Origin of the sequence: Streptomyces similanensis, assembly GCF_039543625.1 — a bacterium.
In the GTDB taxonomy this organism is placed as follows: Bacteria; Actinomycetota; Actinomycetes; order Streptomycetales; family Streptomycetaceae; genus Streptomyces; species Streptomyces similanensis.
Map to the genome: position 1 here is coordinate 107,439 of NZ_BAABKC010000025.1, position 12,870 is coordinate 120,308.

11 protein-coding genes and 1 pseudogene are annotated in these 12,870 nt (G+C 71.7%); 2 read left to right on the plus strand and 10 right to left on the minus strand.

The window, feature by feature from the left end:
• Positions 1–953: pseudogene (locus ABEB07_RS09325) on the minus strand (RNA polymerase sigma factor); the annotation flags it as partial.
• A gap of 139 nt (positions 954–1,092) precedes the next feature.
• On the minus strand, positions 1,093–1,713 hold the full coding sequence (locus tag ABEB07_RS09330) for a YceI family protein (protein ID WP_345667822.1): 621 nt from the start codon (positions 1,711–1,713) through the stop codon (positions 1,093–1,095).
• A gap of 379 nt (positions 1,714–2,092) precedes the next feature.
• Between ABEB07_RS09330 and ABEB07_RS09335 the strand changes: the two genes are divergently transcribed.
• Both ABEB07_RS09335 and ABEB07_RS09340 read left to right on the plus strand, forming a co-directional pair.
• The gene (locus tag ABEB07_RS09335; protein WP_345667823.1) at positions 2,093–3,700 is read left to right on the plus strand and encodes an acyl-CoA carboxylase subunit beta; all 1,608 of its coding nucleotides are present in this window, start codon (positions 2,093–2,095) and stop codon (positions 3,698–3,700) included.
• A 56-nt stretch (positions 3,701–3,756) separates the two neighbouring features.
• Positions 3,757–3,951, plus strand: coding sequence for an acyl-CoA carboxylase epsilon subunit (locus ABEB07_RS09340; protein WP_345667824.1), 195 nt, complete (start codon positions 3,757–3,759; stop codon positions 3,949–3,951).
• A gap of 172 nt (positions 3,952–4,123) precedes the next feature.
• On the opposite strand, the gene ABEB07_RS09345 is transcribed toward ABEB07_RS09340, so the two are convergent.
• The 8 genes from ABEB07_RS09345 to ABEB07_RS09380 all read right to left on the minus strand — a co-directional run.
• The gene (locus ABEB07_RS09345; protein WP_037780355.1) at positions 4,124–4,714 is read right to left on the minus strand and encodes a GTP-binding protein; all 591 of its coding nucleotides are present in this window, start codon (positions 4,712–4,714) and stop codon (positions 4,124–4,126) included.
• Positions 4,695–5,267, minus strand: a complete 573-nt coding sequence (locus ABEB07_RS09350; RefSeq protein WP_164589943.1) for a DUF742 domain-containing protein — start codon at positions 5,265–5,267, stop codon at positions 4,695–4,697. Before ABEB07_RS09350 ends, ABEB07_RS09345 begins: the two co-directional genes overlap by 20 nt.
• Positions 5,268–5,364: 97 nt before the next feature.
• Entirely contained in the window at positions 5,365–5,778 is a 414-nt protein-coding gene (locus ABEB07_RS09355) for a roadblock/LC7 domain-containing protein (RefSeq protein ID WP_005479603.1), read from the minus strand.
• A 10-nt stretch (positions 5,779–5,788) separates the two neighbouring features.
• A complete protein-coding gene (locus ABEB07_RS09360) occupies positions 5,789–9,097 on the minus strand; it encodes a sensor histidine kinase (protein ID WP_345667826.1) in 3,309 nt (1,102 codons plus the stop codon).
• A gap of 417 nt (positions 9,098–9,514) precedes the next feature.
• Positions 9,515–10,090 (minus strand): GTP-binding protein, encoded by a 576-nt coding sequence (locus tag ABEB07_RS09365; RefSeq protein ID WP_164589939.1) that lies wholly within the window; start codon positions 10,088–10,090, stop codon positions 9,515–9,517.
• Positions 10,071–10,469 (minus strand): DUF742 domain-containing protein, encoded by a 399-nt coding sequence (locus ABEB07_RS09370; protein ID WP_009190816.1) that lies wholly within the window; start codon positions 10,467–10,469, stop codon positions 10,071–10,073. The genes ABEB07_RS09365 and ABEB07_RS09370 overlap by 20 nt, the downstream gene beginning before the upstream one ends.
• A 111-nt stretch (positions 10,470–10,580) precedes the next feature.
• A complete protein-coding gene (locus tag ABEB07_RS09375; protein ID WP_003973453.1) occupies positions 10,581–10,994 on the minus strand; it encodes a roadblock/LC7 domain-containing protein in 414 nt (137 codons plus the stop codon).
• A gap of 9 nt (positions 10,995–11,003) precedes the next feature.
• Positions 11,004–12,870: DNA polymerase III subunit gamma/tau domain-containing protein (locus ABEB07_RS09380; protein ID WP_459115377.1), on the minus strand; the 1,867-nt coding region annotated here is incomplete at its 5' end.

Consider the following 12,870-nt stretch of genomic DNA (forward strand, 5'->3'; position numbering starts at 1 on the left):
CGCCGGGCGGCGTCACGGGCGGTGCCCCGGCCCGTACCGCGGCCCGGCGCCCGGCGCGCCGCGGCCCGGCCGCCGGCGCCGGGAACGCCGTGGCCGGAGGTCACGTCCGTGGCGGCGGCCGTGTCGATCCCCTCGGCGGCCGAACCGGCCGGCGTGCCGTCGAAGCCGGCCGGCGGGTGCGGCAGCAGCGCCACCGGGACCGGCACGAGACCGAGGCCCGCCAGCAGTCCCTCGGCCGGCATCAGCCCGCTCCACAGGCCCGCGCAGCGCACGCACTCACGGGCGTGCCGGGCTATGCGCTTGCGCCACAGCGCGGACGGCCGGCCGTCCCAGCCCGCCAGCGTCTCGGCGAGTTCCGGGCAGCGCGGCCGGGCGTCGAGGGTGCGCACGACCACGCGGGCCGCCTCCAGCTGCGCCTTCATCCGCTGCACCCGGACCGCGGTGTGCTGCGGGGACAGCGCGAGCGCGTCCGCGACCTCCGCGCGGGTCAGTTCACCGGCGCACTCCAGCCACCACAGCGACAGCAGGCCCCGGTCGTCCGGCTCCAGCCAGCGGGTGGCGCGCGCCGTCTCCTGGCGCTGCCCGGACAACTGGAGCCGCAGCATCGTCAGATCCACGAAGTCCGCGCCCGGGTCCGGGGCCTGCCCGGCCTCCTCGACGCCGCCCGGCGCCGACCGCCGGTCCTGCCAGTGCGCCCGCACCCGGTTCATGGCGATCGCCACCAGCCAGGACCGGAAGCTCTCCGGATCGCGCAGCCCGGCCAGTCCATCCAGAGCGCGCAGCATGGTGTCCTGCACGACGTCGTCGACGTCCACGGAACCGTTCAGGGCGCGGCCCACGATGTTGTACACGAGCGGCAGGTGCGCGCTGACCAAGGCGTCCTGAGCCGCCGGATCGCCCTCGCGGGCGCGGGTCACCAGCGCCGCCAGCTCCACCGGGTGCTGTGTGCTCATAGGAGAAGTTCCCTGTCCCTCGACGTCGGTCGATGATGTCCGATGCCTGGGAGACCACTGAAGGCGGATCGAATAACAGTTCCTCGCTGATTCGATCGAAAACTTCTGGAGAGCGGGGCGGAGCGGGCGGCGCCGGCCGTCAGGCGTTCTTGATCGCCGAGATGTCGAAGGTCAGCTTGATCTTGTCGGAGACCAGCACGCCGCCCGTCTCCAGTGCGGCGTTCCAGGTCAGGCCCCACTCGGAGCGCAGGATCTCGGCCTTGCCCTCGAAGCCGGCGCGCTCGTTGCCGAACGGGTCCGTGGCGGCGCCGTTGAACTCCAGGTCGATGGTGACCGGCTTGGTGACGCCGAGGATGGTGAGGTCGCCGGTGATCCGGTAGTCGTCGCCGCCCAGCGCCTCCGCCTCGGTGGAGCGGAACGTCATCGACGGGAACTCCTCGGTCCGGAAGAAGTCCGCGCTCTTGAGGTGCCCGTCGCGGTCCGCGGAGCCGGTGTCGATGCTGTTCATCGCGATGTCGAGGGCGGCGGTGGAGGCGGCCGGGTCGGCGCCGTCCAGGCGCAGGCTGCCGGTGAACTCCGTGAAGCGGCCCTTGACGTTGGTGACCATGGCGTGCCGGGCGGTGAAGCCGAGCGTGGAGTGGGCCGGGTCGATCGTGTAGTCGCCGGTGAGCGCGGCGAGGTCCGGGTTCACGGCGGCGGGGGCCGGGGCGGAGGGGGCGGCGGCGGTCTGGGTGTCGTTCCTGCGGCCGAAGATGCCCATGGCGTGCTCCTTGGGGACGATGTCGTCGCCGGCGCGGGGGTGACGCCGGTGATGTTGAACGTTCAATCACTTCCAACGAGGACGACCGTAGACCCATTCCGTTCAATTTTCAACATCAAGTACGGAGGTAGTCTCCGGAGTGCCGCCGCCGTCCGCCGTACGGCTCTGCGCGTCACTCCGGGGATGGCATCCTCAAGGGAAGAATGTGAGCCGTCTTACGGCTCCCGGGTTTGTGTGACCTCCACAACGCCGATCCCCTCTGAGCAGTCGGAATGCCTCAGCGGCCCCGGGGTTCTGTTCAGTGGCACCAGGAAAACGGGCCGGAGACTGTACGGAGTCGACGGCTCGCTTTCCTTGGTGTCCTTCGTAAGGTCGCTACATGACCGTTTTGGAAGAGACGACGGGTGAGCCGACGGGCGATCCGGCCGGGGAGCCGGCGGACGCGCGCGGGCGGGTCGCGGAGCTGCACGGGATCCGTGCGCAGGCGGTGGCCGGCCCCAGCGAGAAGGCGACCGCGGCGCAGCACGCCAAGGGCAAGCTGACCGCGCGGGAGCGGATCGAACTGCTCCTGGACCCGGGCTCCTTCCAGGAGGTCGAGCAGCTGCGCCGGCACCGGGCGACCGGTTTCGGCCTGGAGGCGAAGAAGCCGTACACCGACGGTGTCATCACCGGCTGGGGCACGGTGGAGGGCCGCACGGTCTTCGTCTACGCCCACGACTTCCGCATCTTCGGCGGCGCGCTGGGCGAGGCCCACGCCACGAAGATCCACAAGATCATGGACATGGCCATCGCGGCCGGCGCCCCGCTGGTCTCCCTGAACGACGGCGCCGGCGCCCGCATCCAGGAGGGCGTCAGCGCGCTCGCCGGCTACGGCGGCATCTTCCAGCGCAACACCAGGGCCAGCGGCGTCATCCCGCAGATCTCGGTGATGCTCGGCCCGTGCGCGGGCGGCGCGGCCTACAGCCCGGCGCTGACCGACTTCGTGTTCATGGTCCGCGAGACCTCGCAGATGTTCATCACCGGCCCGGACGTGGTCAAGGCCGTCACCGGTGAGGAGATCACGCAGAACGGCCTCGGCGGCGCCGACGTGCACGCCGAGACCAGCGGCGTGTGCCACTTCGCCTACGACGACGAGGAGACGTGCATCGCGGAGGTGCGCTACCTCCTGTCGCTGCTGCCGCAGAACAACCGCGAGAACCCGCCGCGGGCGGAGACCTCCGACCCGGTCGAGCGCCGCTCCGACGTGCTGCTGGACCTGGTCCCGGCCGACGGCAACCGGCCCTACGACATGACCAAGGTCATCGAGGAGATCGTCGACGACGGCGAGTACCTGGAGGTCCACGAGCGCTGGGCGCGCAACATCATCTGCGCGCTGGGCCGCCTGGACGGCCAGGTCGTCGGCATCATCGCCAACCAGCCGCAGGTGCTGGCGGGCGTCCTCGACATCGAGGCCAGCGAAAAAGCTGCGCGCTTCGTGCAGATGTGTGACGCTTTCAATATTCCGATCGTCACGTTCCTGGACGTCCCCGGGTTCCTCCCCGGCGTCGACCAGGAGCACGGCGGGATCATCCGGCACGGCGCGAAGCTGCTCTACGCCTACTGCAACGCCACCGTGCCGCGCATCTCGCTGATCCTGCGCAAGGCGTACGGAGGTGCCTACATCGTCATGGACTCCCAGTCGATCGGCGCCGACCTCACCTACGCCTGGCCCACCAACGAGATCGCCGTGATGGGCGCCGAGGGCGCCGCCAACGTCATCTTCCGCCGCCAGATCGCCGAGGCCGCCGACCCCGAGGCCACCCGGGCCCGGATGGTCAAGGAGTACAAGGCCGAACTGATGCACCCCTACTACGCCGCCGAGCGCGGCCTGGTGGACGACGTCATCGACCCGGCCGAGACCCGCGAGATCCTCGTCCGGTCGCTGGCGATGCTGCACACCAAGCACGCCGACCTGCCCTCGCGCAAGCACGGCAACCCCCCGCAGTAACCCAGCGGACGCTCCGCGGCAATCCCGCGGACCTCTGAGCCACGGAGACTGACACCATGGACATGCCCGACATCCGCGTCGAGAAGGGCCACGCCGAGCCCGAGGAGGTCGCCGCCCTGACGGCCCTCCTGCTGGCCCGCGCCGCCGCCCGCCCCGCCGAGACCACCCCGGCCCACCGCGTCCGCCCCCGCGCCGCCTGGCGCCGCCTGGAACGCGAGAACGGCTTCCGCGCCCCGCACAGCTGGCACTGACGTCCCACGGCGCCCGGCCGGGCGCCACGGGACGACGCGCAGGGGGCCACCCGTCACGGGTGGCCCCCTCCGTGCGTTCTCGGGCGTACGCCGGCGTACGACGAAAGGGGGCGTCTCCTCCCGCGGGGGAGGAGACGCCCCCTTTCCGGTGTTCCGGGGGGTGCGCGGAGCGCTACCGCAGGCGGGCCATCAGCGCGTGTTCGACGAGGGTGATGAGCGCGGACTTGGCGTCGGCGCGGTGGCGGGCGTCGGTGGTGATGATCGGGGTGTCGGGGCCGATCTGGAGCGCCTCGCGCACCTCGTCCGGGCTGTAGGGCTGGTTGCCGTCGAAGCCGTTGAGGGCGATGACGAACGGCAGGCCGCTGTTCTCGAAGTAGTCGACCGCCGGGAAGCAGTCGGCCAGGCGGCGGGTGTCGACCAGCACGATCGCGCCGATCGCGCCGCGCACCAGGTCGTCCCACATGAACCAGAAGCGGTCCTGGCCCGGGGTGCCGAACAGGTACAGGATCAGGTCCTGGTCGAGGGTGATGCGGCCGAAGTCCATGGCCACCGTGGTGGTGGTCTTGTCCCCGGTGTGGGTGAGGTCGTCGATGCCCGCCGAAGCAGACGTCATGACGGCCTCTGTGCGCAGCGGGTTGATCTCCGAGACGGCGCCGACGAACGTGGTCTTGCCCACGCCGAAGCCGCCCGCCACCACGATCTTCGCGGACGTGGTGGAGCGACTTGGAGAAACCGGCCCTCCGCTAGAGCTTGCGAAGTCCACTGAGCACCCTTTCGAGCAGTGTCACGTCTGGCTGGCCGCCGGCGTTCTCGTCGCCGCCGGGCTGATGGATGGCGACCAGGCCCGCCTCCGCCAAGTCGGCGACGAGGATCCTGGCCACGCCGAGAGGAATCGTCAGCAGGGCCGAGATCTCGGCCACCGACTTGATCTCGCGGCACAGTTGGCAGATCCGCTGATGTTCGGGCAACTGGCCCTGCATCTGGTGCGGTTGCGCGGTGGTGTGCACCAGGGCCTCGATGGCGAGCTGGTACCGCGGCCTGGTGCGGCCGCCCGTCATGGCGTACGGGCGGACCAGTGGGTTGCCCGCGCCCCCGGCGGGCGTCGGCTCAGGGGCGCGTCGCTGCGGCTGCACCGGCTGGATGCGCGGCGCCCGCGGCTGGTCGTACGGCGAGGGGCCGGGGCCCTGCGGCGGGTACGGCTGCCGGTGGCGCGGGACGGAGGGGTAGCCGTACTGGTTCGCCGAACCGTCGCCCTGGCCCTGGGCAGGACCGTACGACCAGTTGCCCGAATGCGAACCGCCTGGGGGTGTTGCCACTCTCTCTCCTCCTCCGATGGCGCCGGGCCTCCAAAGGTGTGGAAGCCGCGTCCCGAAACCTTACGGCCACAGGACACCAAAACGCACCGTCTGACTTTCAGTTGAGAAGGCTTCCCTGGAGTTCCGCGCGGAGATCCGGGGTGAGGACCGTGCCCGCACGGTCCACAAGAAGGGCCATCTCGTACCCAATGAGACCGATGTCCGCCTCGGGGTGTGCGAGAACCGCGAGCGAGGAGCCGTCGGAGACGGACATGATGAAGAGGAATCCCCGCTCCATCTCCACAACGGTCTGGTTCACGCTGCCGCCCTCGAAGATGCGGGAGGCGCCCGCGGTCAGCGAGGTCAGACCGGACGCGACGGCCGCGAGCTGGTCGGCACGGTCGCGGGGAAAGCCTTCGGACATCGCCAGAAGGAGTCCGTCGGCGGAGACCACCACCGTGTGGGACACCCCGGGGGTGTTGTCCACGAAGTTGGTGATCAACCAGTTCAGGTTCTGCGCCGCCTGGCTCATCGGGCTCACACTAACGCTCCTGGTGGTAGGTGCTGTCAGGACCACTGTGTTCATTCCTTGTGGCCTGACCGTTCTTGTCATTTCCCGCGGTGCGTCCCCGTTCGACGCCCCGGCGCAGGTTGCTCAGCCTGCCCCGGACGTCCTCGGGGGCGCGGGAGACCTGTGGGCCGCCCTGCGGGGTCGATTCCGCGGTTCCCTCGACCAGGTTGGCCTTGGGCACCCGCCGTGGCAGACCGGAGGAGGTCACTCCGCCCGCCTTGGGTTTGCGCAGCTTGGACGCCTGCTGCCAGCGGTCGTCGTTCGCCGAACGCCAGTCGTCGTCGCCGTTGTTCTCCGGGGAGGGGGCCGGCGCGTCCGAGTGCTCGGGCCGCGCGCCGTTCGAACCGCTCGCGGTGGAACCGCGGCGGGGCAGTCCCGCCTCGGTCAGCGCGTGACCGGCGGCCGGGTCGGCCTCCGGCTGGTCGAAGCCTACGCGGTGCGCCTCGCTCGCGTCAGCGCTCTGCGCGGATTCCGCTTGCTGAGCGTACTGGCCGGCGTAGCCGCTCTGGTAGGCGTCGCCCTGCGGCCAGTCGTCCTGGTAGGGCTGCTCCTGGAAGCCGGCGTACTGGTCCCGCGCACCGGGGTGGGCGCCCGAGTGGTCCTCGCGCACCGGTTCCGCATAGGTGTCGGGGGCGGGGTAGCCGTTCGCGGCCGGGTAGCCGCCGTTCTGCGGCAGGGCGCCGTCCGGCGCGTAGTACCCCTGCTCGTACGACTGCTGTCCCTGCTGCTCGTACCGCACCTGGCCGTGCTGGTCGTACGCGCCCTGCGCCTGCTGCTCGTACGGCTGCTGCGAGTCCTCGTAGCCGCCCTGGCCGCCGTAGCCGGCGTTCTGCTCCGGGTACGGGGTCTGGCCGGTGTCGTAGGGCTGCTGCGGGACCGCGGCGTCGTCCGGGTAGGCGGCCGCGGCCTCGTGGGTCTCCGGCACACCGCCCGTCTGGGTCTCCAGGGCGGCCCGGCGCTCCTCGCGCTTGAGCGAGCGGCCCACCGGGTCCAGGCCCCGGCCGTCGTCCGGCGCCTGCGTGTAGCGGCTGTCGTCGAAGCCGAGTTCGGCGGCGGTCCGCATCGGCGGCAGCTGGGTGAAGCTCTCGGCCGGCCCCGACACCTGCTGCGTCTGCTGCTCGGGGATGATCTGCGAGACGGTGAACTCGTCGCGGTCCAGCGCCTGTTCGCCGCCACCGCCGTGGGTGATCGCGTCCGGCAGCATGACCAGCGAGGTGGTGCCGGCCTGCTCGCCCGAGGGGCGCAGCTGGACCCGGACGCCGTGCCGGTCGGCCAGCCGGCCGACCACGAACAGGCCCATGCGCTGGGAGATCGCCACGTCCACGGTGGGCGGGTTGGCGAGCTTGTGGTTGATGTCCGCGAAGTCCTCGGCGGTCAGGCCGATGCCCTTGTCGTGGATCTCGACCATGACCCGGCCGTCGGGCAGCCGGGTCGCGGTGACGCGGACCTTGGTCTGCGGCGAGGAGAACGTGGTGGCGTTCTCCAGCAGCTCGGCCAGCAGGTGCACGAGGTCGGTGACCGCGCGGCCGTGGATCTCCGCCTCCGGCACGCCGGACATCTCGATGCGCTCGTACTGCTCCACCTCCGAGGAGGCGGCGCGCAGCACGTCCACCAGCGGGACCGGCTGGTCCCAGCGGCGGCCGGGCTCCTCGCCCGCGAGGACCAGCAGGTTCTCGCCGTTGCGGCGCATACGGGTGGCCAGGTGGTCCAGCCGGAACAGGTTCTCCAGCTGGTCCGGGTCGGCCTCGTTGTTCTCCAGGTCGGTGATCAGGGTCAGCTGGCCCTCGATCAGCGACTGGTTGCGGCGCGAGAGGTTGGTGAAGATCGCGTTGATGTTGCCCCGCAGCAGGGCCTGTTCGGCGGCGAGCCGGACGGCCTCGCGGTGCACCTGGTCGAAGGCGCGGGCGACTTCGCCGATCTCGTCGGTCGAGGTGATCGGGATCGGCTCGACCCGGGTGTCGACCCGGCCCGGGTCGGTGCGCGAGAGCTGGTCGACCAGCATCGGCAGGCGCTGCTCGGCGATGCCGAAGGCGGCGCTGCGCAGCCGGCGCATCGAGCGGCTCATCTGCCGGGCCACCAGACCGGCCAGGACGAACGCGGCGAGCAGGGCGACCAGGACGACCGCGCTGGTGACGAACGTCGACTGCTTGGCGTCGTCGGCGATGTCGGAGGCCTCGTTCACCGCGGTGTCGGCCATGTCCGACTCGATCTTGCGGTAGGCGTCGAACTTGAGCGTGTTGACCGCCCACCAGTTCTGCGCGGTGATGCCCTTGGCGGCGAGCTGCTGACGGGCGCCCGGGTCGGTGCTCTCCAGCGTGGCGAGGGCCGTGACCATCTTCTGCGGGTCGGCCGGCGGGGCCACGTAGTCCGGGTTCTGGCCCTTGGCCTCCTGGGCCGCCGCCGCGGCCTTGGCCTGGATGTCCCGCTTCGCCTCGTCCAGCTTGTCCGCGTCGGCCTGGGTGCCGCCGCCGAGGTACTCCTCGACGGCGATGCCCTCCAGATAGGCGTAGGAGGACAGGGCGAGGCGCTGGCTGGCCAGGTTGCCCTCGTCCGGACCGGGCTTGACCAGCAGGTGCATGCCGATCGAACGCTCCAGGGAGAGCGCGGAGTTGGTGAGCGAGATGGCGTAGACGGTACGGCCGTAGGAGGTGATGTTGCCGGTGCCGAGGCCGAGTTCGTTGGCGAACTCCATCAGCGGGTGGCCGACCTTGATGTAGCCCTCTTCGGTCTGCACGCCGGTCAGCTTGGAGGTGTACGCGGCGGCGCGCAGCGACTGGAGCTGCGGCTCGGTCTCGCGGAACAGCTTCAGCCGGCGCACCAGGCCGGGAGTCTGCGGCATGTTCTTGGCGGCCTGGTCGAAGGCGTCGGCGGCCTTGTCGGTCTGCGCGCGGGCCTGGGTGACCGTCGGGTTGTTCTGGCCCTTGCCCTGGAGCAGGGGAGCGGCGGTGACGTCACGCTCGTTGTCGAGGGCGCTGGTGTAGGCGAGGGCGGCGCGCACCAGACGGGCGGTGTTCTCCGCGTCCTGGGCCTCGTTCCAGGTGTCGATCGAGCTCTTGACCTGGAAGCCGCCCATGACGAGGCCGACCAGCACGGGTATGAGCAGGATCGCGTTCAGTCGGGTGCGCACCCGCCAGTTGCGGGGCGAGAAGCGCCCGCCGCTCGACGCGGGGGCGTTCGCCGGCTCCGCACCGGGCACGTGTGCGGGCGCCGCGCCGCGCGGCGGCGGGGTGAAGTTGCCCCGGGCCGCGGACGGCTCGGGACCGTTCTTGCTTCGCCTCACTCGACCAACAACCTCTCGGCGGTCGGCACCTTCGCTTGTGCCGCAGTGTCTCAAGCCCTCTGCGCCGGTGACGACGTCAGCACTACTGAGTACGTCTTTGACTATTGGGCAGTTCAGGCATTCCAGCACGCGGGCATGCGGTCTTCCAAACAGTTGGAACCGGCCTCGCGCGCACGTGTGCGCCGCAGATAAAACGGTCATAAAGAGCGAGCGGCGTCAAAAGGCGGGCGCGTCGTGCGCGCAGCGGCACCGGATGTGCGCGACGCGTTGCAGTACCACCCGATTCCTCTGCCGAAACGTTATGAACACCGGGGCCGACCGTGTCTAAGGACACAGCCGACTCCGGTGCCGCTACGACAACTGGTGTATCGCGATCCCCGCTCGGGTGCTATGTGAGATGTGTCCGTGTCCGCGCCGTTACCGCAGGCGGGCCATCAGCGCGTGTTCGACGAGGGTGATGAGTGCGGACTTGGCGTCGGCGCGGTGGCGGGCGTCGGTGGTGATGATCGGGGTGTCGGGGCCGATCTGGAGCGCCTCGCGCACCTCGTCCGGGCTGTAGGGCTGGTTGCCGTCGAAGCCGTTGAGGGCGATGACGAACGGCAGGCCGCTGTTCTCGAAGTAGTCGACCGCCGGGAAGCAGTCGGCCAGGCGGCGGGTGTCCACGAGCACCACCGCGCCGATCGCGCCGCGCACCAGGTCGTCCCACATGAACCAGAAGCGGTCCTGGCCCGGGGTGCCGAACAGGTACAGGATCAGGTCCTGGTCCAGCGTGATGCGGCCGAAGTCCATGGCCACCGTGGTGGTGGTCTTGTCCCCGGTGTGGGTGAGGTCGTCGATGCCCGCGGACGCGGAGGTCATCACGGCCTCCGTGCGCAGCGGGTTGATCTCCGAGACGGCACCCACGAACGTGGTCTTGCCCACGCCGAAGCCGCCCGCCACCACGATCTTCGCGGAGGTGGTGGCCCGGCCCCCGTCAGAGCTTGCGAAGTCCACTGAGCACCCTTTCGAGCAGCGTCACATCAGGCGCGCCGCCGTTGTTCTCGTCACCGCCCGGCTGGTGGATGGCCACCAGCCCGGCCTCTGCCAGGTCCGCGACGAGGATCCGCGCCACGCCGAGCGGCATGGCGAGCAGCGCCGACACCTCGGCGACCGACTTCACCTCGCGGCACAGGTGGCAGATCCGCTGGTGCTCCGGGAGCAGTCCCATCAGCGCTGCCGGGTCGGCCGTGGTGCTGATCAGCGCCTCGATGGCGAGCTGATAGCGCGGCCGGGTCCGGCCGCCGGTCATCGCATACGGACGGACCAGCGGCTGGTCGCCCTCGTCCCCGTACGGCTCGGCGTACGGATCATGATGGGCGGTGGGCGGGGTCATGAATCCTCCGGGCGGGACAGCAAGTCGGTCGGGCAAGCCGTCGGACGAGGCCGGTGGGGGGATTGTGGCGGCCGGACGGTGGTTTGGTGACGCGGGTGGTGCCGGGGCCGGTCAGTGGAGCAGACTGCCCTGTAGTTCGGCGCGCAGGTCGGGGGTGAGCACCGCGCCCGCCCGGTCGACCAGCAGCGCCATCTCGTAGCCGACGAGGCCGATGTCGCACTCGGGGTGGGCGAGCACCGCCAGCGACGATCCGTCCGAGACGGACATCAGGAAGAGGAAGCCGCGCTCCATCTCCACGACCGTCTGCGCCACGTTGCCGCCCTCGAAGATCCGGGAGGCCCCCGCGGTCAGCGAGGTGAGGCCGGACGCGACGGCCGCGAGCTGGTCGGCGCGGTCGCGCGGGAACCCTTCGGACATCGCCAGAAGGAGTCCGTCCGCGGACACGACGACGGTGTGGGACACCCCGGGGGTGTTGTCCACGAAGTTGGTGATCAACCAGTTGAGGTTCTGTGCCGCCTGGCTCATCGGGCTCAACTAACGCTCCTGCTGGTGAGTGGGGCTCGGGTGACTGCCCGTCTGGCCGTTGCCGGCCTGACGACCCTGTGCGATGCCCCGACGGAGATTGGTCAGTCGGCCGCGTACGTCGTCGGGCGCACGCGAGACCTGCGGACCGCTCTGGTGCTGTTGCTGCTGAGCCGTGCCCGGGACGAGGTTCGCCTTGGGCACCCGGCGCGGCAGGCCGGAGGTGGTGACGCCGCCCGCAGCCGGCTGCCGTACGCGCTCTGCCTGCCGGACGAGTTCGTCGTTCGGCGAGCTGCGCCAGGCGGAGGCGGCGGGACGCTCGGGAGCCGCGGGTGTCTGCGGCTGTTGCGGGGCGGGAGCGGGCGTCGCCGCCTGCTCGCGCTCACCGCGGAACCAGTTGGTCTCCAGCGTGTCGAACAGCGGCGTGCGTCCGTCGCCCGGACCGGCCGGCGGCAGCGCCTCCGGCTCCCGGGAGACGGGCCGCTGCTGCTGCTGGTGCGGCGCGGGCGGGCGCGGGGCGCCGAAGTCGGCGGGCCCCTGACCCGGCTGCGGCCGCTCGAACTGGCCGGTGGACGACGGTCCCTGACGGCCCGGCAGCTGCGGCCGGCCAGAGGTCTCGTCGGCCTGGGCCGGCTGCTGGAACTGGCCGGCGGCACCGTTGCCGTACGCCTGTGGGGTGGCGTACTGACCGGTGGCGCCGTGGTCGTAACCGGGCTGCTGGTACTGCCCGTTGGGACCGTTGTCGTAGCCCTGGACGGCCGGGAACTGGCCGGTCGAGCCGTTGTCGTACCCCTGCACGGCCGGGAACTGGCCCGTGGAGTTGTCCTCGTAGCCCTGGACGGCGGGGAACTGGCCCGTGGAGCCGTCCTCGTAGCCCTGCACGGCGGGGAACTGGCCGGTGGAGCCGGTGTCATAACCCTGCGGCGCGGCGAACTGGCCGGTGTCCGACGGGTTGCCGTGCTGCTGGCCGCCCTGCGCGTCGGCGCCGAAGATGTCCGGCCGGACGAACGAGCCGGTGTTCTGCTGCGCGCCCGGGTCCTGGAACCGGCCCGCGTCCCGGCCGCCGCCCTGCGGGGCGTCGAAGTCGGGGCGGGGGAAGGCCGAGGTGTCCGCCGGGGCGCCCGGGTTCTGCCGGTCGTCGGGGCCGGGCAGGGCCGGCATCTGCGCCGTGCCGCCCGGACCCGAGTGGTCCTCGAACCGGGGCGTGCGCGCGTTCTGCGCCCGCTCCGCCTCGTCGTGCCCGCGCGGGGCGTCCGGCCGGCCGGGACCGGCGGCGTTCTCGTTGCCCCAACTCGGGGTGCGCGGCTGCGGGTTGCCGCCGGGCAGCTCGGCCCGCGGACCACCGCGCGCCGGCAGCTGCGGGGTACGGCCCTGCTCGCCGCCGTTGCCCCGCTGCGGGGGCACGGCGCCGCGTGCGCCGTTGCCGAAGGCGTCCTGGCGGGCGCCGCCGAAGGCGTCCTGCCGGCCGCCCTCGCCGAAGCCCTGCCGGTTGTCCGTGCGCCGCCCGTCGCCGAAGCCCTGCGGGGCGGCCGGGCCTGCGGCTTGGAGGCCCTGCCCGGCACCCGGCGCGCGGCCGCCGAAACCGGCGCCCGCGGGGTTCTGACCGGGAGCGTTCTGACCGGGAGTGTTCTGCCCGGGAGTGTTCTGCCCGGGACCGTTCTGGCCCGGACCGCTTTGACCGGGGCCGTTCTGACCCGGCCGGCCCTGCTGCGGCTGCCCCGGACCACCCTGCGGCCCACGCGCACCGCCCGGACCACCGGGGCCGCCCGGACCGCCGGGTCGGCCGCCCGTGCCGGGCAGCGCGGCCCGCGGGCCCTGACCTCCGCCGACCTGGCCGCGCTGCGCGCCGCCCGGGCCGAGCCGGCCCGGGCCGCCCGCG